The sequence below is a fragment of the Myxococcus sp. AB056 genome, from assembly GCF_006547365.1.
GTDB classification, from domain to species: Bacteria; Myxococcota; Myxococcia; order Myxococcales; family Myxococcaceae; genus Myxococcus; species Myxococcus virescens.
In genome coordinates this window covers 46,789-64,238 of sequence record NZ_VHLB01000009.1, presented here as the reverse complement: position 1 = coordinate 64,238, position 17,450 = coordinate 46,789, and the positions used below count along the sequence as shown (strand labels likewise).

The 17,450-nt window shown below is 69.4% G+C and carries 17 protein-coding genes and 2 tRNA genes; 12 read left to right on the top strand and 7 right to left on the bottom strand.

Going from position 1 to position 17,450, the window contains the following annotated elements:
• The first annotated feature begins 6 nt into the window (after positions 1 to 6).
• On the top strand, positions 7 to 1,590 hold the full coding sequence (locus FMP39_RS06255) for a pyruvate dehydrogenase complex dihydrolipoamide acetyltransferase (protein ID WP_141589073.1): 1,584 nt from the start codon (positions 7 to 9) through the stop codon (positions 1,588 to 1,590).
• Positions 1,591 to 1,664: 74 nt separating this feature from the next.
• On the opposite strand, the gene FMP39_RS06250 is transcribed toward FMP39_RS06255, so the two are convergent.
• On the bottom strand, positions 1,665 to 1,913 hold the full coding sequence (locus tag FMP39_RS06250) for a hypothetical protein (protein ID WP_090489079.1): 249 nt from the start codon (positions 1,911 to 1,913) through the stop codon (positions 1,665 to 1,667).
• A gap of 171 nt (positions 1,914 to 2,084) precedes the next feature.
• On the opposite strand from FMP39_RS06250, the gene FMP39_RS06245 reads away from it, so the two are divergent.
• Together FMP39_RS06245 and FMP39_RS06240 are read left to right on the top strand one after the other, a co-directional pair.
• The gene (locus FMP39_RS06245) at positions 2,085 to 2,381 is read left to right on the top strand and encodes a DUF2795 domain-containing protein (protein WP_026113961.1); all 297 of its coding nucleotides are present in this window, start codon (positions 2,085 to 2,087) and stop codon (positions 2,379 to 2,381) included.
• 166 nt (positions 2,382 to 2,547) lie between these two features.
• Complete coding sequence (locus FMP39_RS06240; RefSeq protein WP_141589072.1) at positions 2,548 to 3,705, top strand: sensor histidine kinase; 1,158 nt, start codon at positions 2,548 to 2,550, stop codon at positions 3,703 to 3,705.
• Here FMP39_RS06240 and FMP39_RS06235 read toward each other — a convergent pair.
• Complete coding sequence (locus FMP39_RS06235; protein WP_141589071.1) at positions 3,677 to 4,261, bottom strand: hypothetical protein; 585 nt, start codon at positions 4,259 to 4,261, stop codon at positions 3,677 to 3,679. The two genes, FMP39_RS06240 and FMP39_RS06235, sit on opposite strands and share 29 nt — an antisense overlap.
• Before the next feature lie 51 nt (positions 4,262 to 4,312).
• Between FMP39_RS06235 and FMP39_RS06230 the strand changes: the two genes are divergently transcribed.
• Positions 4,313 to 5,302 carry a response regulator gene (locus FMP39_RS06230; protein WP_141589070.1) on the top strand — a complete coding sequence of 330 codons (990 nt, stop codon included), beginning with the start codon at positions 4,313 to 4,315 and terminating at the stop codon, positions 5,300 to 5,302.
• A gap of 145 nt (positions 5,303 to 5,447) precedes the next feature.
• On the opposite strand, the gene FMP39_RS06225 is transcribed toward FMP39_RS06230, so the two are convergent.
• The 4 genes from FMP39_RS06225 to gltX form a co-directional block, all read right to left on the bottom strand.
• A tRNA-Glu gene (locus tag FMP39_RS06225) sits at positions 5,448 to 5,519 on the bottom strand.
• A gap of 129 nt (positions 5,520 to 5,648) precedes the next feature.
• Positions 5,649 to 5,719: transfer RNA gene (locus FMP39_RS06220), tRNA-Gln, on the bottom strand.
• A 69-nt stretch (positions 5,720 to 5,788) separates the two neighbouring features.
• On the bottom strand, positions 5,789 to 6,196 hold the full coding sequence (locus tag FMP39_RS06215) for a hypothetical protein (protein WP_141589069.1): 408 nt from the start codon (positions 6,194 to 6,196) through the stop codon (positions 5,789 to 5,791).
• Between the two features lie 58 nt (positions 6,197 to 6,254).
• A complete protein-coding gene (gene gltX, locus FMP39_RS06210; RefSeq protein ID WP_141589068.1) occupies positions 6,255 to 7,694 on the bottom strand; it encodes a glutamate--tRNA ligase in 1,440 nt (479 codons plus the stop codon).
• Between the two features lie 87 nt (positions 7,695 to 7,781).
• Between gltX and FMP39_RS06205 the strand changes: the two genes are divergently transcribed.
• The 4 genes from FMP39_RS06205 to FMP39_RS06190 are packed head-to-tail and all read left to right on the top strand — an operon-like array spanning position 7,782 to position 10,891.
• A complete protein-coding gene (locus FMP39_RS06205; protein ID WP_141589067.1) occupies positions 7,782 to 8,336 on the top strand; it encodes a hypothetical protein in 555 nt (184 codons plus the stop codon).
• Positions 8,333 to 9,220 (top strand): myxosortase-dependent metalloprotease, MXAN_2677/MXAN_2678 family, encoded by an 888-nt coding sequence (locus FMP39_RS06200; protein WP_141589066.1) that lies wholly within the window; start codon positions 8,333 to 8,335, stop codon positions 9,218 to 9,220. Before FMP39_RS06205 ends, FMP39_RS06200 begins: the two co-directional genes overlap by 4 nt.
• A complete protein-coding gene (locus tag FMP39_RS06195; protein WP_141589065.1) occupies positions 9,178 to 10,161 on the top strand; it encodes a myxosortase-dependent metalloprotease, MXAN_2677/MXAN_2678 family in 984 nt (327 codons plus the stop codon). The genes FMP39_RS06200 and FMP39_RS06195 overlap by 43 nt, the downstream gene beginning before the upstream one ends.
• 10 nt (positions 10,162 to 10,171) lie before the next feature.
• Positions 10,172 to 10,891 (top strand): HAD family phosphatase, encoded by a 720-nt coding sequence (locus tag FMP39_RS06190; RefSeq protein WP_141589064.1) that lies wholly within the window; start codon positions 10,172 to 10,174, stop codon positions 10,889 to 10,891.
• 39 nt (positions 10,892 to 10,930) lie between these two features.
• Here FMP39_RS06190 and FMP39_RS06185 read toward each other — a convergent pair whose 3' ends face one another.
• The gene (locus FMP39_RS06185; RefSeq protein ID WP_141589063.1) at positions 10,931 to 12,988 is read right to left on the bottom strand and encodes a TonB family protein; all 2,058 of its coding nucleotides are present in this window, start codon (positions 12,986 to 12,988) and stop codon (positions 10,931 to 10,933) included.
• A 244-nt stretch (positions 12,989 to 13,232) separates the two neighbouring features.
• On the opposite strand from FMP39_RS06185, the gene FMP39_RS06180 reads away from it, so the two are divergent.
• Genes FMP39_RS06180 through FMP39_RS06165 form a run of 4 tightly spaced genes read left to right on the top strand, consistent with a single transcriptional unit; the run spans position 13,233 to position 17,448 of the window.
• A complete protein-coding gene (locus FMP39_RS06180) occupies positions 13,233 to 13,799 on the top strand; it encodes a chemotaxis protein CheW (protein WP_141589062.1) in 567 nt (188 codons plus the stop codon).
• A complete protein-coding gene (locus FMP39_RS06175) occupies positions 13,796 to 15,430 on the top strand; it encodes a protein-glutamate O-methyltransferase CheR (protein ID WP_141589061.1) in 1,635 nt (544 codons plus the stop codon). The genes FMP39_RS06180 and FMP39_RS06175 overlap by 4 nt, the downstream gene beginning before the upstream one ends.
• Before the next feature lie 21 nt (positions 15,431 to 15,451).
• Positions 15,452 to 17,068, top strand: a complete 1,617-nt coding sequence (locus FMP39_RS06170) for a methyl-accepting chemotaxis protein (protein WP_141589060.1) — start codon at positions 15,452 to 15,454, stop codon at positions 17,066 to 17,068.
• The gene (locus FMP39_RS06165; protein ID WP_011552752.1) at positions 17,065 to 17,448 is read left to right on the top strand and encodes a PleD family two-component system response regulator; all 384 of its coding nucleotides are present in this window, start codon (positions 17,065 to 17,067) and stop codon (positions 17,446 to 17,448) included. The genes FMP39_RS06170 and FMP39_RS06165 overlap by 4 nt, the downstream gene beginning before the upstream one ends.
• Positions 17,449 to 17,450: the final 2 nt, after the last annotated feature.

Sequence of the window (17,450 nt, the reverse complement as noted above, 5' to 3'; positions counted from 1 at the left end):
ACGCGTATGGCCATTCCCATCCAGATGCCGAGCCTGTCCCCGACGATGACGGAGGGGAAGATCGTCAAGTGGCTCAAGAAGCAAGGGGACAAGGTGTCCTCCGGCGATGCCGTGGCCGAGGTGGAGACGGACAAGTCCAACCTCGAAATCGAGGCCTACGACGACGGGTACCTGCTGCAGGTGCTCGTTGGCGAGGGCGAGATGGCCAAGGTGGGCGCGCCCATCGCCTATATCGGTGCGAAGGGTGAGAAGGTGGAGGCCGGCAAGCAGGCCGCGCCCGCCGCCGCGCCTCCTGCGCAGAAGCCCCAGCCAGCGCCCGCGGCCCCCGCGCCGCAGGCCGCCGCGAAGCCCGCACCGTCGGGCGGCGGCGACAACCGCATCGCCATCCAGATGCCGAGCCTGTCCCCGACGATGACGGAGGGGAAGATCGTCAAGTGGCTCAAGAAGCAGGGGGACAAGGTGTCCTCCGGCGATGCCGTGGCCGAGGTGGAGACGGACAAGTCCAACCTCGAAATCGAGGCCTACGACAACGGCACCCTGGCGGAGATCGTCGTCGGAGAGAACCAGATGGCGAAGGTGGGTGCGCCCATCGCGTACCTCACCGTGAAGGGCGCCAAGGCGGCCCCGGCCGCTCCGGCGGCGAAGCCCCAGGCGCCTGCTCCGGCTCCTGAGAAGCCGGCGGCGGCGAAGCCCGCGGCGGCTCCGGTCCAGGTGGGTGGCCGGCGTCTCCGCGCCAGCCCCGTGGCGAAGAGAATCGCGCGCGAGAAGGGTCTGGACCTCACCCAGGTGAGTGGCTCCGGTCCGTCTGGCCGCGTGGTGAAGCGCGACATCGAGGAGGCGCTCGCGCGTGGACCGGCGGCGGTTCCTGTCGCGAAGAAGGCCCCGGCCGCGCAGCCCGCTCTGGGCGTGCGTCCCGAGCCGACCGTGGTCCCCCTCACGTCCATGCGCAAGGTCATCGCGCAGCGGATGACGGAGGTGAAGCCTGGCGTGCCTCACTTCTACCTCACCATCGAGGTGGACATGGAGGCGGCGTCGAAGGTGCGCGAAGAGGCGAAGGCGATGGACCTCAAGGTCTCCGTCAACGACCTCATCGTGAAGGCCGTGGCCATGGCGGTGCGCCGCTACCCGAAGATCAACGTCTCGCTGCAGGGCGACAAGGTCGTCCAGTTCCACAGTGTGGACGTGGGCATCGCGGTGGCGCTGGAGGAAGGCCTCATCACGCCCATCCTCCGGGATGCGGACCAGAAGGGCCTGCAGGCCATCGCGTCGGGCGTGCGTGAGCTGGCCGAGCGCGCTCGCAAGCGTGCCCTCAAGCCGGAGGAGTACACCGGCGGCTCCATCACCGTCAGCAACCTGGGCATGTACGGCATCGACCAGTTCGTCGCCGTCATCAACCCGCCGCAGGCCTCCATCCTCGCGGTGGGTGCCGTCTCCGAGAAGGCGGTGGTGCGCGATGGTCAGCTGGCGGTCCGGAAGATGATGACGGCGACGCTGTCGTGCGATCACCGCGTCATCGACGGTGCCATTGGTGCCGAGTTCCTGCGCGAGCTGCGCGGGCTGCTCGAGCACCCCACGCGGCTGCTGTTCTAGGCCGTCCGGTTGCCCCGCTCCGCGTGCCCGTCCTGGGGCGCGCGAGGGCGGGGCAGGGCCCGGACGGACCCTTGTTACTTGCGCGTCGGCTCCTTGCGGCCGTGCGCCTCCTGCTCCAGCTTGCGCTGAGTCTGCGTCACGCTTGCCTGACGCTCGCGTGACGTTCCGGTCGGCAGCTCATTCTCCTCATCGTCCGAGCGACCGCGGATGCCCGGCCAGGGCTCTGGGTGCGTGCCCTCCACATGCTCGATGCGCTCCGCATAGCCGTTGTCTCCGGCTGCGTTGTGCTTCGTCTCCTCGGATTTACCCTTGTTGTCCGCCATGGTGTGTCCTCCCAATCAGGTGCCATCCGGCACACTTCGTGGCGGTAACGGTGGGACGTGTGCCGCGCGCTGACCACCCACAAGCGGGTTGCACGGCCCGTCCCCCTGCCTGCTCCACGAGCGCGAAAAAAGGTCGGCGGCCGTGGGCGTTCGCTGCTTAACTTGCGTCCAATGAACGACGACATGACACGCGAACGGCTTGCCCAGGGTGTGTCGGAGTTGGAGTCGCGCGTAGGCCCGCCGCTGCCGCTGGCGGAATCGCTGCACAAGGCGCTCGACGGCGCCGTCTTTCCGCTGTCCGCGCGGCAGTTGACCTGGGTGGCCCGTGAGAACGAGGCCCCGGCCCTGGTGCTCTCGCTCCTGGGGTCGCTTCCCCGGGCCAGCTTCGGCTCCGTGGACGCGGTGGCCCGGGCGCTGGAAGGCGACCTGGAGGCCACGGTTCCGCAACAGTCGGCTTCTTCGCGCTGACACGACCCCTGGACGGAGAGGGCTTCTCCGGAAGGCGCGACGCGTCAGGCGTTTGCCCTATCCTGGTGGTGCGCGCGGTACCCAGCAGATCGCGAAGGGGGTGAGGCGCTATCCTAGGCCCTACCAGCCTGGCCCCCTTCATGGGACGCTGGCCAGGAGGAGCGTCATGAACCCGTCTGAACTCCCCGCGGTCCTCTACGTCGACGATGACGCGCTGAACCTCCGGGTCTTCGACGCGAACTTCGGGCAGCGCTTTCGCATCTTCCGCAGCTCCTCGCCCAGCGAGGCGTTGGCGCTCCTGGAGCAGCGCAGGGGCGAGATTGGCGTCATCCTCTCCGACCAGCGGATGCCGGGCATGACGGGCGTGGAACTGCTGGAGCGGGCGCGCACGATTGCTCCGGACGCCAAGCGCATGCTCGTCACGGCCTACGCGGACATGCAGGCCGTCATCGACGCCGTCAACCGCGGCCAGGTGACGCGCTACTTCGTCAAGCCGTGGGACCGGACGGAGCTCCAGGCCGCACTCGACGACGCGCTCAAGATTGCCCGGCTGGAGCTGCGTATCCGCGAGGTGGAAGGGCGCATGATGAAGTCCGAGCGTCTGGCCACCCTGGGACAGGTGACGGCGGGCATCGCGCACGAGCTGATGGGGCCGGTGGGCTACCTGTCGCAGAACGTGGCGTCGCTGCAGCGCGACCTGGGCAGCGTCATCCAGTACGTGTCGCGGCACCTGCAGACGGACCCCGACGCCGCCGTGGCGGAGACGGTGGAGGACCTGCCCGCCCTCATCAAGGACCTGGCGGACGGTGCCGAGCACCTGCGGCAGGTGGCGCTGGGGCTGCGAGCCCAGGCCCGCGGTGAGGACCTGGAGGCCACGGCGGACGTCGCGGAAGTGGTGTCCTTCGCGGTGAAGCTGGCGCGCGCCGAGGTGCGGGAGCGGGCGCGGCTGACGAGCAACGGCGAGCCCGTGCGCGTCACCTTCGGCCCGGTGAAGCTGTGCCAGGTGCTGCTCAACCTCATCGTCAACGCGGCGCAGGCCATGGGCACCACGGGACGTCCCGGGCGCATCGAGGTCCGGTGGACGACGACTCCCGAGGACGTGGTGCTCACGGTGGCGGACAACGGCTGCGGCATTTCCATGGAGCTGCAGGAGCGCGTCTTCCAGCCCATGTTCACCACCAAGCCCGTGGGCGTGGGAACCGGACTGGGCCTGTCCATCTGCCGGGAGCTCGTCACTCAGTTCGGCGGCAGCCTCCGGTTGTCCTCCACGCCAGGGGAGGGCACCGAAATCGAAATCACCCTCCGGCGAGCCCCGCTCCCCTGAGTCCGAAGGCGTTGCTGAGCATGCGCCACACGCGGTGCAGCGTCTGCGTCTCAGAGGCGCGGATGGCCTCCACCAGCACCGCGCGGCGCAGCGGGCCCTCCGCATTCTCTGGCGCGTACTCCACCACCAGCGCGTAACGGGGACCGGGGCGCTCCACCATGTGGACGGCCCGCACCGCGTCGAAGGGCACCACCGCCGCGCGGGTCGCACCCGGTGACCAGGCCAGTTGCTCCAACCGCAAGGACTCGGTGCGGAAGTGCAGGACGAAGCGCCGGCGGCCCAGCCGGGACTCCAACTTGAGGGACAGACCCACCAGGGCCGCCGCGAGCAGGCCCAGGGCGAAGGCCGCCGTCGTTCCGTCCCGGACGCCTACCAGGACGGCGGCGCCCACCGCGCACCCCAGTCCTACGCCGATGAGCAGTCCAGGCAGGGCACGCCGCTCCCAGGGCGGCGGTAGGGATTCGCCCACCAGCCGGCCGCCGTCATAACGCAGCCGCACGTCGCCCAGCCGCCCGGGGACCCGGTTGCCCTGCAATGCGTCTTGAAAGCTCGCCACACCTTCAGCATAGCGGGCCTCAAATGCGGGCTTCGTAGTTGGAAGTGAGCTGTGCGAATCTCCGCGGCCATGGAGTTCCCGTTCGAAACCGGTGAGGGTGAAGGAGGGGAAGGGGGGACGCTCGCCTCGACGGTGCTGGTGGTGGATGACGAGCCCGTCGTGCTGGATATCTGCGCCCGCCTTCTGGAGCGAGATGCCGACCTGGTGGTGACGCTGGCCGCGAGCGCGGAGGAAGCCCTCCCGCTGCTGGCCGAGCAGCGCTTCGACGTCCTGGTGACGGACAAGAACCTGCCCGGCATGGGCGGCGTGGAGCTCATCGCCGAGGCGCGCCGTCTCCAGCCGTCCCTGGAAGCGGTGATGATTACCGGCTACGCCAGCTCCGAAAGCGTCGTCGCCGCCTTCGCCGCGGGCGCGAGTGACTACATCCTCAAGCCTTTTGACGACCTGCGGGTGCTGCGCGCCAAGGTGCGCGCCGCCCTGGAGCGCCGGACGGCGGGCCTGCTCGTGCGGGAGCAGGCCCGGGAAGTGGCCCGCGAGGCCGCGGCCCTCCTGGCCTCCGGACAGGACGCGCCGGAGCTCGCCTACGAAGCCCTGGAGGCGGAGCTGCGAGCCTACGAGGAAGCGGTGCGCCTGGGCCTCAATGGCCGCGTGGCCGTCGTGGGCAGCGCGAATACCGTCACCGTTCTTCAGGACGCTGGCTTCGAGGCGGTGGAGTTGCCGCCCTACGCCCCCGAACTGGAGCGCGTGGACGTCGTCATCGTGGAGACGGGCGACCCTCAGTGGCGCACGCTGGCCGAGCGCCTCCAGCGCAGGCCGCCCGACGTGCTGCTGCTCGCCAGTCCCCAGGCAGACCTGGGGGATTTGCTGGAGGCGATTACGCTGCGCATGGACCTGGTGGGCTTCGGCACCAGCCAGGGTGCCGTCGCGCTGCCGGAGAAGGTGCGCATGTTGCTGCTGCGCCGGGGCGTGCAGCGGGCGCAAGATCGGCTCGCCGCGGCGCTCGCCGCCTTCCGGCAGAGCATCGCCGCGCCGTTGCCCTGAAGTACCCCGCAGAATCGTGAGCAGGAACGCGCGGGCCGCGCCTCGAAAGAGGCGCCGGGCCCCGCGGAGCGCCATCTCGCGCCACCAGCAACTGGCCCGCAAAGCGAAACGCCCACCTTCTTTTCAGAAGGTGGGCGTCTCAGTGTGACCCTGCCGGGATTCGAACCCGAGTTTGAGCCGTGAGAGGGCTCCGTCCTAACCGCTAGACGACAGGGCCGATACTTGTTTCAACCGCTGCTAACTGCCCGCGATTTCTACCTTTTTTCGTCTGCCCTCGTCAACCCTTTTGTTTCGTCCTGCTCAGGTTGCTTCGGACCAACGAGCACTGCAACTGCGGGACTACGAGCTGGGGAACTAGGATTCGAACCTAGATAAGCAGAGTCAGAGTCTGCTGTCCTGCCGTTAGACGATTCCCCAAGGACCTGCTCGACCGCGGCGCTTCTCTACCAATACCACTTCGGGACTGCAACAACTTCGGTGCGGCGTTTACTTCTTCCTGCTCTTCGTCGTCTCCGGCTTCTTGGCGGGCCTGGCTGCCTGCTGGGTCGGGACGATGTAGATGCGAACTTCGTCGTTCGCCTCGTAAATGTTCAGCCCCGCGAAGTTCTTCCCCGAGGGGTTGCTGATGTGAACCGCCTTGACGCCCGGCTGGTTCACGATCTGCCGGCGAGGGTAACCGCTCGTCGAGTAGACCGCGCGGTAGTACTCCAGCGTGCCATCGAAATCCCTGGGCGACCGGTAGCGATTCTCACCGACCCGCTTGGACCCATCCGGCAACTGCGCGCCATTGACGACTTCGGCGCCCGCTGAAACCGCCCAGAGCGCCACCAGCGCCGCTCCGAGCGGGCGCGCCTTATAGAAACCGCGTTTCAGGCTGTCAAGGGCACGCATCATGGGTCCGAAAGATAGGGGCCTGCGCTGCTGACGTCCACCGCTACCTGCGCCTGATGGCTCAACCGCGCGTCAGCGCCGCGTCGATGCGCAGCAGGGATTCGTCGCGGCCTACCAGCACCAGCGTCTCGCCGATGCCCGGGCTGGTGGTGTTGCCGGTGAGTGCCACGCGGATGGGCTGCGCCACCTTGCCCATGCCGACGCTGGAGGCCTCGCTCACCTGCTTCACCACGCCGTCCAGCGCCTCCACCGACCACTCCGGCAGCGCGGCGAGCGTCTCGCGCACCTTGCGCAGCAGGTTGAGGGACTCTCCGGAGAGGTGCTTGGTGGCGGCCTTCTCGTCCAGGGTGATGCCGGAGCGGAAGTAGACGTTGGCCGCGGTGGTGGCGATGTCTTCCAAGGTGTTGGAGCGCTCGCGCAGCGTGCGCACCAGCGTCTCCAGCCGCGGGTCGCCCTTCGCCTGGATGCCCTTCGCCTCCAGGAAGGGGAGCAGCCGCTCCACCACGGTCTCCACCGGCAGCTGCTTCATCCACTGCTGGTTGAGCCACAGCAGCTTCTCCGGGTTCCACACGCCGGAGGTGGTGCCCACGTCGCTGAAGTCGAACCACTCGAGCATCTGCTCGCGGCTGATGACCTCGTCGTTGCCGTGGCTCCAGCCCAGGCGGATGATGAAGTTGAGCAGCGCCTCCGGCATGACGCCGTTGCGCTTGTGCACCATCACGTCCGCTTCCGGGTGCTTGCGCTTGGACAGCTTCTCGCGGTCCGGGCCCAGGATGAGCGGCAGGTGGGCGAAGTCGGGCGGCGTCCACCCCAGCGCCTGGTACAGCATGAGCTGCGGGAAGGTGGAGTTGACGTGCTCCTGGCCGCGCGCGACCAGGGTGATGTCCATCAGGTGGTCATCAATGACACACCCGAAGTTGTACACGGGGATGCCGTCCGCCCGCATCATGACCCAGTCATCCAGGTCGCTGTGCGTCTTGGTGATGGTGCCCAGCGCCTTGTCGGTGAAGGACACGGAACCGTCGCCCGCGGGCATCTTGAAGCGGATGACGGCGTCCGCGGCGTTGCGGCCGGCGGGGGGCTCGGTCCGCTCGCGGCAGGTGCCCGGGTACTTGAACGCGCCGCCCGCCTTCTCCGCCACCTGCCGCTGCGCGTCGAGCTCCTCCTTCGTGCAGTAGCACCGGTAGGCCTTGCCCTCCGCGATGAGCTGGTCGGCGTGCTTGCGGTAGGTGTCCAGCCGCTGCATCTGGAAGTAGGGGGCGTAGGGGCCTTCCTTACCGGGGCCCTCATCCCAGTCGATGCCCAGCCAGTTCAGTCCGTCCAGGATGGCCTGCACCGACTCCGGGGTGGAGCGGCCCTGGTCCGTGTCCTCCATGCGAAGGACGAAGGTGCCGCCCTGGCGCCGCGCCTGGAGAAAGTTCATCAGCGCCGTACGGGCACCGCCAATGTGAAGGTAGCCGGTAGGCGAGGGAGCGAAGCGGACGCGAAGGGCAGGAGGCATACGGGCGCGCGGATTAGCAGGGCGAGGATGGAGGGTCAACGCGGAGGGGCATTCCTGGAGTAAGTTGGATGGCCAGGGAGAACTCGTATGTCGATTCGTCAGGTAGTTCGCACGTTGCTCCTGGCTGTCCTCCTGGTGGGCGTGCCCGCGACCGCCACCACCCAGCTCCGCGTGGACCTGTCCGGGCTCGCGGTAGGCGCGGACACCGTGGTCCACGGGGTCGTCCGGCGCGTGGAGAGCCGCTGGAGCGGCGACAAGATGCGCATCCTCACCGACGTCGAAATCCAGGTGACGGAGTCGCTCAAGGGCCAGCCTGGGAGCACGGTGCTCGTCACCCAGCCCGGGGGCCGCATGGGGGACATTGGCCAAGTGGTGCACGGCCTGGCGTCCTTCACGCCGGGCGAGGAGGTGGTGGTCTTCCTGCAGAAGCGCGGCCCCCGTGCCTTCCGCGTCTCCGACATGGCGCAGGGCAAGTTCCAGGTGAAGCGCGAGGGAAAGACGGCGCTGGCCGTCCCGGAGCCCACCGAGTCGCAGCTGTTGGACCCCGTCACCCGAAAGCCGGCCGCGTCCGCGCTCCAGTCCATGACGTTGGCGGAGCTGAAGGCCGCCATCCGTGAAGCCCTAGGGGAGCAGACGCCGTGATGCCGCTTGCGCCCCTGATGCTGGCCCTGACCCTGGGCCAGGTGGACCCCTACGTCCGCAGCCGTGTCGATGCGGGTGACACGGGCACGCAGTGCCTCTACTGGACGTCCAATCGCGTCGTCTGGAACCAGAGCACCTACGGCAACCCGGACACGGCGGGTGACTCCGAGTTCGACGCGATTCGCGCCTCCTTCCAGAGCTGGCAGAACATCTTCGCCGAGTGCGGCAACCTCACGCTGGTGGAAGGCCCGCGCGTGGACGAACGCCAGGTGGGCTACCGGCGCCAGGGAACCAATACCAACCTGGTGCTGTTCCGGACCCGGGACTGCAACTCCGTGGTGCCCGCGAGCGATGCGTGCTGGGCCGACGACACGTGTGCCAACACGCATGACTGCTGGGATGACGACGACAACACCATCGCCATCACCCTCACCACGTACGACGAGCGCTCGGGCATCATCTACGACTCGGACATCTCCTTCAACGCGGCGCGCTTCTCCTTCACGACGGCGAACGGCGGCACGTGCTTCCCGCCGGTGACGACCCAGTGCGTGGCCACCGACGTGCAGAACACCGCCACGCACGAGGTCGGCCACCTCATCGGTCTGGACCACACGCGCGCCACCGGCTCCACCATGAATCCCAGCGCGCCGCCGGGAGAGGTGTCCAAGCGCGTGGTGGACTCGGGCTCGCGCGGCTTCGTCTGTGACGCCTACCCCCAGGGGCAGGCCAGCCAGTCGTGCCTCCACCCGGTGACGTCCATCGAACTGGGGCCCAAGGCTGGAGGTTGCTCCGCGGCGGGGCCGGGTGGGGCGCTATCGCTGGTGGCCGTCTGGTCGCTGTGGCTGGCGCGCCGCCGCCGTCGCGAGGAGGCGGTCCAGTGAGGAAGGCGCTGGCGCTCGCGGCCGCGTGCCTGGCCACCTCCGCTCAAGCGCAGATGGAGGAGGAGCCGTCCTACCGCCGCACCGTGGTGCCCAGGCACCCGCTGTGCCTGGTGTGGCCGGTGCGTGAGTACGTCTACCACCTGGATGCGGCGGGCAGCGCGCGCACGCCTGGAGACTCCGAGGTGGCGGCCATCGAGGCGTCCTTCGACTCGTGGCGGAACATCTCCGACGGGTGCAGCGACTACCGGTTCACCCGGGGCGAGGACTGGCGAGCGCCCATCGCCGTGGGCTACGACGAGACGCGTCCCCGGGACAACTACAACATCATCACGTTCCGGGAGACGTCGTGCCACGAGGTTGCCCCGGCGGATGATGCGTGCTGGACCGAAGAGACGTGCGGCAACGTCTACCAGTGCTGGGAGCATCCGCCTGGGACCATTGGCCTCACCACGTCCACGTTCTCCTATCGGGACGGGCGGGTGTTGGACTCGGACATCGAGCTGAACGCGTCCCAGCCGGCACAGGGCTACGGCTTCCTCTTCACCACGGTGGACTCACCGGTGTGTGAAGGCGAGCCCTCGGTGGACTGTGTGGCCACGGACATCCAGAACACCATGACGCACGAGATTGGCCACGTGGTGGGGCTGGACCATGTCTTCGTCCCGGGCGCCACCATGGAGGCCACCGCGCCGCCGGGGGAAACGCGCAAGCGCGTCATCGACTCGGGGTCGGCCGCCGGGTTCTGTGACATCTACCCGCGTCACCTGCCGCCCACCCAGTGCTTCGTGCGGGAGGGGGCGGGGTTTGCGTTGAAGGCGGACGGCCGGGGCAGCGGCTGCGCGGCGGCGCCGGGACCGGTGGCGCTGGGGCTGGCCGCGCTCGTCCTGGCGCGTGTGCGGCGGCGTACGGTCCGCGCTGCGGCGACCCTCCGGCGGGGTTAGAGGTCCTGGCGTGGCCGTCGCATTCTTTGACCTGGACAAGACGCTCATCGCCGCCAACTCGGGCTCGCTGTGGATTCGCCGCGAGCTCGAGCTGGGGCACATCTCCCGCTTCCAGGCGCTGCGCGCCAGCCTCTGGATTGCGCGCTACCACCTGGGCTTCGTGTCCATGCAGGACGCCGTCGCGCGCGCGATTGCCCAGCTCGCCGGTACGCCCGCGCAGCCGCTCCAGGAGCGCACCGCCGTGTTCTACGCGGAGCAGGTGCGGCCGCTCTATCGGCCCGGGGCCTGGGCCGTGCTGGACGCGCACCGGCGCGCCGGGGAGCGGCTCGTCCTGCTGACGTCGTCCACGGGCTACCTGTCGGAGCTGGTGGCGCGGGAGCTGGGACTGGACGCGGTGCTGTGCAACCGCTTCGAGGTCGATGGCGCGGGCCTCCACACCGGACGCGCCCTGGGCACCATCTGCTTCGGCGAGGGCAAGCGCGTCTGTGCCGAGGCCTATGTGCGCGAGGCGGGCGTGGAACTGTCGGCATGCGCCTTCTACACCGATTCGTATTCGGACCTGTCGGTGATGGAGGTGGTGGGGCGGCCCGTGGCCGTCCACCCGGACCACCGGCTGCGGCGCCACGCCCGGAAGCGGGGCTGGCCGGTGGTCGACTGGGGCGTGCCGCCCGGCGGTGATGTGCCGGCCGTTCCTCCCGCGCCTCCCGTGGTGCCCTCCACCGGACCCTGATGCGCGCTGGGTCCGGCGGGGGCGGTCAGCGATGCAACCTCAGCGGCGCGGTGCCACCAGGCGCATGCTGAAGGTGTAGTCCACGTTCACCGGGTAGCCCTTGTAGACGATGGGCTTGTAGGTCCGGGACGTGAGGGCATCGAGCACCGCGCGCTCCATGTGGGCCACGGACTTGATGGTCCGGCACTTCTCCACGCGGCCCTTCTGGGTGATGGTGCAACGGACAATCATCACGCCGCTCGACTTCGCGGCCATCGCTTCGCGCGTGTAGATGATGTCCTTGCCCTGGTCCACCATCTCCGGGCGAGGCATGTCCTCGTTGTAGGGGAGCACGTCGCCCCGCGCGGAGGCCACCGCCGCGGTGGGGAGGACCGGCAGCGCGAGCCCGGTCGCCGAGCCCTTGGCCGGAGCCGCGTCGGCTGCCGCGGCCGTGGCGCCACCGACGGCCGCCGCGACAGGGAGCTCCGTGGCGGGCGAGGCCGTGGGGGCGAGCATCACCGGCGCGGACATGCCGCCCGGCGTGGCCACCGGCTCGACTTCCTCCGCCGTCTCATCCGCGCTCACGGAGGCCACCTCGACGTGCCGGCTGCCGCCCGCGCCGCCCCGGCGCTTCTGCAGCTTCTGCGACAGCACCACCTCGCCGGTACCGCCCGTGACGACGGTCTCCATCTGGTAGCCCTCCATCGCGAAGGTCAGCTCCACCGTGACGGAGCCATCCTGTCCCGACGGAATCTCCAGGGTGAAGGGCGTGACGCCTCGCTCCTTGCCCCGGTAGAAGACGCGGGCGCCGGAGGGCTGGCTCATCAGCTTGAAGCGGACCTTGCCCGTGTTCGCGGCGGCAGCGGGTTCGGCGGCCGGCTCCACGGCGGGTGCGGCGGCGACAGGCGCCGGGGCCTCCGCCTGGGGCGCGGGGGCCGGTGGTGCCGCATCCTTGTTCGACATGAAGAACACCGCGCCGCCCGCGATGAGGCCCGCCAACACGAGGCCCCCCACGCCACCCGTGAGCAGCGTGCGCTGCCGGGCGCGCTTGACGTCTCGGGGCACCTCCACGCTGATGTCCACCGCCAGCGTGTCGCCGGATTCGGTGTTGTTGCCCACGTTGGAGAACAGCGCGGGGGACGGGTAGGGGCCCGTCGTCGTCGCGCCGCCGGGCCGCTTGAAGATGCCGCTGTTGCCGCCCGCGGCCATGCTCGCTTCGCGCAGGCCCTCCAGCAGCTCGTCCATCGTCTGGTAGCGCCGCGCCGGGTCCTTCTCCAGGCAGCGGCGGACCACCGCCTCGATTTCCGGCGGGATGTGGAGGTCCGGCCGCACCTGCTGGAAGGTGGGTGGGGCTTCCTTGTAGTGGGCGAAGATGAGCTCGATGTGGTCGCGCGCGATGAACGGCGGACGCCCCATCAGCATCTGGAAGAGCACGATGCCCAGCGAGTACACGTCGCTGCGTGCGTCGGTGGCGTTGCGCGCCTGCTCGGGCGCCATGTACTGCGGCGAGCCCAGGAACGTGCCGTTCTGGGTGATTTCAGGAGAGAGCTGCCCCTCCTGGGGCGCCGCCACCGACTTCACCAGGCCGAAGTCCAGCACCTTGACCAGGTCCTGATCCTGCTCGTTGAGGAGCATGATGTTGGCCGGCTTCAGGTCGCGGTGGATGATGCCCTGGCTGTGCGCCTCGCGCAGCGAGCGGCAGATCTGCTGGGTGATGGCGATGGCGCGAGACCACGCCAGCGGGCCGACCTGCCCCAGCACCTGGGCCAGCGTCCGGCCGTCCAGGTACTCCATGGCGATGTAGAAGATGCCGTCGTCCGTCTGCCCGTAGTCGATGACGGTGACGGTGTTGGGATGGCGCAGCTTGGACGTCAGCGACGCCTCGCGCAGGAAGCGCTTCTGGAAGCCAGGGTCCCGGCTGCTGGGGAAGCTGGGGTTGAGTACCTTGAGCGCCACCACGCGCTCGAGCGGCGCCTGCAGGGCCCGGTAGACCTTGCCCATGCCCCCGATGCCCAACGGTTCCAGGATGCTGAAGCGGCCGTTCAGATTCCGCCCGATGAGAGGATCCGTGCCCGTTCCAGTGGGTGCCTCGGGATTCGGCGAGTCGCCCTTGATCATTCGTAGCCCCAGACTGCAAGCAACATCGGTTCTCCAGAAGTGTCGCCGCACTTCATCAAACCATACCTGCCGAGCGCTACGCACCAGCAGGCTGTCCGATCCAGCACGTCTGATGCCTTCCGTTGCCGCCATCACTCGCCGATCGTGTGAGAGTGAATGCCGGTTAGCCCGCATTGACGCTTCTTTGTCGGACAGACTAGCGTGCTCCAATCCCGCGCTTCAGTGACAGGCGGGAGTTCCCCTGATGGCAGACACACCAGACAATTCCGTGGTCGCGCAGTCGCGCCGTCTCTCTGTCGAGGAGCGGCTGAGCCAGCTCGAGGAGGAGCAGGCCCAGCTGCGCCAGGAGCTGGCGTCGCTGGCGGGCGAGCTGCGACTTCCAGGGATGTACCTGGCGGTGGACGCGGCGGGGACCAGCGCGCTGATGGACGCGGAGACGGTGCAGGAGGTGGTGCGGCTGGTGGAGCTGGAGCCGCTGCCCGGGGCGCCCGCGCACGTGGCGGGGACCTTCGTCTACCGGGGCAGCCCGGCCGTCGTCGTGGACCTGGCGGCGCTCCTGGGGGTGAAGCGAGAGGCCTCCCTGGATGCGCACCTGGTCGTCTGCGGCGGCGGTGCGCGGACGGTGGCCGTGCTGGTGGACCGCGTGCGCGACCTGGTGGAGTCCCCGGTGCTGGTGGACGGGACGCCGGATGGGACGTCGCCGCTGCCGTGGGATGCCAGCGGGCTGATGGCGGGGCTGTGCCGGACGCCCGAAGGCGTGCGCCCGTTGCTTCGGACGGCCGCGGTGCTCGTGGGGCCGGAGGCGCCGTGAGCGAGGGCGTGCTCGACGACGCGACGCTGGCCCGGGTCGAGGACGTCCTCCAGTCGGCCTGTGGGGTGACGTTGGCGCGCAGCCTGCGCCGCTCGCTGGAGACGGCGCTGAGCCGGGCCGCGCGTTCGCGAGCCTTGGAGCCCGACGCCTTCCTGCGCAGGCTGCTGGTGCGCGAGGCCGCGGCGGTGGAGTGCTTCATCGAGCACGCCGTCATTGGCGAGACGTACTTCTTCCGTCACCCGGAGCAACTGCGCACCCTGGCGCGTCTGGCACAGGCGCACCCGGCCCCGTGCTTCCAGGTGTGGAGCGCGGGCTGCGCCAGCGGCGAGGAGCCCTACAGCATCGCCATGGCCTTGATGGCGGAGGGCTTTCCCGAAGGCCGCTTCCGCGTACTGGCGACGGACGTGTCGGGCCGGGCGCTCCAGCGCGCGCGGGAGGGCGTGTACGGCCCGTGGTCCCTGCGCCGCATCGAGCCGGAGCAGGAGAAGCGCTTCCTGGTCGCCAACGGCGACGACTACGCCGTCATCCCCCAGGTCCGGCACGCCGTGGAGTTCCGGCGTCACAACCTGGCCGTGGATCCGCCGCCCTTCATGGGCCTGGGCGCCATCTTCTGCCGAAACGTGCTCATCTACTTCCCGACGGAGCTCGCGCGGGAGGTGCTGAAGCGCTTCATCTCCGCGTTGGCCCCCGGTGGGCTGCTCTTCGTCTCTCCGGCGGAGGTGCCGCTGACCAACGGCCTGGGGCTGGAGACGGTGGACGCCGAGGGCAGCGTGGCGCTTCGGGTCCCCGCGCCGGGCGCGCCTCGCGCGGCGACGCCGGAGGCGCGGCTTCCTCGCCTGGGGATGGGCCGCAATCAGGTGGCCTCGCCGGTGCCTCCAGCCGGGTGGCCTCAGGCGCTGGACGATTCAAGGGCGCGCCGCGCGCGCGTGCCGGCATGGGGCGCAAAGCCACCGACAGGCGAAGGGCCTCTGACGTCCGGCACGTCCCTGGAGGACTCCCGTGTCGGCCCGGTGTCCGGCCGCGCGGCGTCGGGTCCTGCGGGAGCGTCTTTCCGTTCTGCTTCGTCCGCCGCAGGGGATTTCGCCGCGACGGGGACGTCGCGCGGGGCGGAGGGGCCTCCAGCGCTGAGCGAGCCCGGGACGTCGCGCCCCGCGTGGGCCGCGCCAACGCCAGACGCCGCCACTCCGGCCGTGCCGCGGTCCGTGGCCGTGGATGCGCTCGCCGCCGAGGAGGTTCCTACCCTGGAGCGCGCCATCATCGCGGCGCGCGCGGGACACTTCGAGGAGGCGGAGGCGCTGGCGCGCGAGGCCGCGAAGGCGCTCGTTCCCGAGGCGTACCTGCTGCTCTCCATGGTGGCCGAGGTTCGTGGCGACCTGAACGGGGCCGTGGATGCGGTTCGCAAGGCGCTGTACCTGGAGCCCCGGTTGGCGCTGGGGCACGCCACGCTGGTGGCCCTCTATGGGCGCATGGATCGGCCGGAGGACGCGGAGCGTGCGCGGCAGAACGCCCTGCGCGCGCTGGATGGACTGGATGATGAACACCCGCTGCGTGGGGTGGAGACGATGACGGCCGGCGGCCTGAGGCAGGCCCTGGCGCCAGTCGAGCAGGCTGGCTGGCTTGGAGTGCGCTGAGAGGCGCGCGCTCCGCACGAGGTGGGAGGCAACGTGGACGTCAAAGGGACGCACCTGACACCGCCGGGCCGCGCGCCGGGGACCAGGCTCAGTCTGCGGATGAAAATCCTCGCGCTCACCGGGGCGACGGGGGGGCTGGTGGCCGTCATCCTCATCACCACGACGTGGATGCAGATGGGCGACGCGCTTCGCAACGACCTGTCCCGTCGCGCCAACTCGGTGAGTGTGGAGCTGGCGAAGACGCTGGCGCCCATGCTGAGCACGAAGCGCGACCCGGAGCGGCTGCAGGAGTTGGTGCAGGGCGCGCTGAGCCTGGGGCCCGAGGTCGCCTATGTCCGCGTCCATGACGCGGACGGCGTCCTCCTGGGCGAGGCCGCCGCGGAACGCTACGTCGGCGAGGCGCAGGCTCCGGCCTCCGTCGAAGGCGATGCCTCGGTGCTCCGCCGCAGGTCCGTGAAGGGCACGGGCCTGGTGGAGACGACGACGCCCGTGCTCTCGGCCGGCTCCACCGCGCACCTGGGCACCCTCCAGCTGGCGCTCCACGAGGAGGGGCTGAGCCAGACGCTGCGGGAGGCCACGCGCTTCACGGCCATCATCAGCCTGCTCGTGCTGGTGGCCTGCATGGTGGCGGCATGGCTGGTGTCTGGGATGCTCGTGGTGCCGCTGGAGCGGCTGGCGCGCGCGGCGGCGGGCATCGCGGCGGGGGACCTGCGCCAGCAGGTGGACCTCCAGGGCTCGGATGAGATTGGCGACGTGGCGCGCAGCTTCGCGGTGATGACGGACGCGCTCTCCCACCTGCTGCAGGACCTGCGCGGCGCGGCGGCGGAGATGGAGCGCGAGGCGGCGGGCGTGCTGGCCACCTCCACGCAGCAGTCGGCCATGGCCCACCAGCAGGCCTCCGCCATCAATGAGACGAGCACCACGGTGGCGGAGATTGCCCAGACGTCCAAGCAGGCCACGGCCTACGCGGACTCGGTCATCTCCCAGACGCAGAAGTCCGAAACCCTCAGCGCGGAGGGGCAGCAGGTCGTCAGTGAGAGCGTCGCCGGCATGGAGAAGCTGGGCGAACAGGTGAAGGCCATTGCCCTGTCCATCACCGACCTCAGTGAGCGCACGATGCAGATTGGCGACATCATCGGCACGGTGAAGGACGTGGCCGAGCAGTCCAACCTGCTGGCGCTCAATGCCTCCATTGAAGCGGCCAAGGCCGGGGAGCATGGCCGGGGCTTCGCGGTGGTGGCCACGGAGATGCGCACGCTGGCGGAGCAGTCCCGCATCGCCGCGGAGCAGGTGCGCGGCCTGCTCAACGAAGTGCAGAAGGGGACGAGGCAGGCCGTCAGCGCCACGGAGGAAGGCAGCCGCCGGGCGCAGGCGGCCATGGAGCTGGCTCGCGAAGCGGGGACGACCATCCTGGGCTTGTCGGAGGTCATCCGCGAGTCGTCGGGCGCGGCACGTCAGATTGCCGGCAACACGCGTCAGCAGACCATTGGCGTGGAGCAGATTTCCACGGCCATGGGCGAGCTGACATCCGCCATGGGAGACTCGGTGGAGAGCACCCGGCGCATCGAACAGGTGTCAGGCAATCTGACCAATCTCTCGAAACGGTTCTCGGACCTGGTGGGTAGGTACCAGTTATGAACGCAAAGGTGCTCATCGTCGAAGACACGAAGACCATCACCAACCTTCTTCAGGTGTACCTGATGGGGTGGGGGTTGGAGTTCTTCGACGCTCCGAATGGCGCGATTGGACTGACCAAGGCGCGGGAACTCAAGCCGGACCTCATCATCTCCGATGTGCAGATGCCGGAGATGGACGGCTTCGCGCTGTGCGCGGCGATCCGTGCGGACCGGCAACTTCACGACACCCCTTTCATGATGCTCACGTCGCTGAAGGACGACGCGAGCCGGCAGAAGGGCAAGCTGGTGGGCGCCAGCGCCTTCCTCAACAAGCCGGTGTCCGTGGACGACCTTCGTTCGAAGGTGCGCGACATCCTGAAGCTCCCCGCGACCCGGTACTGAGC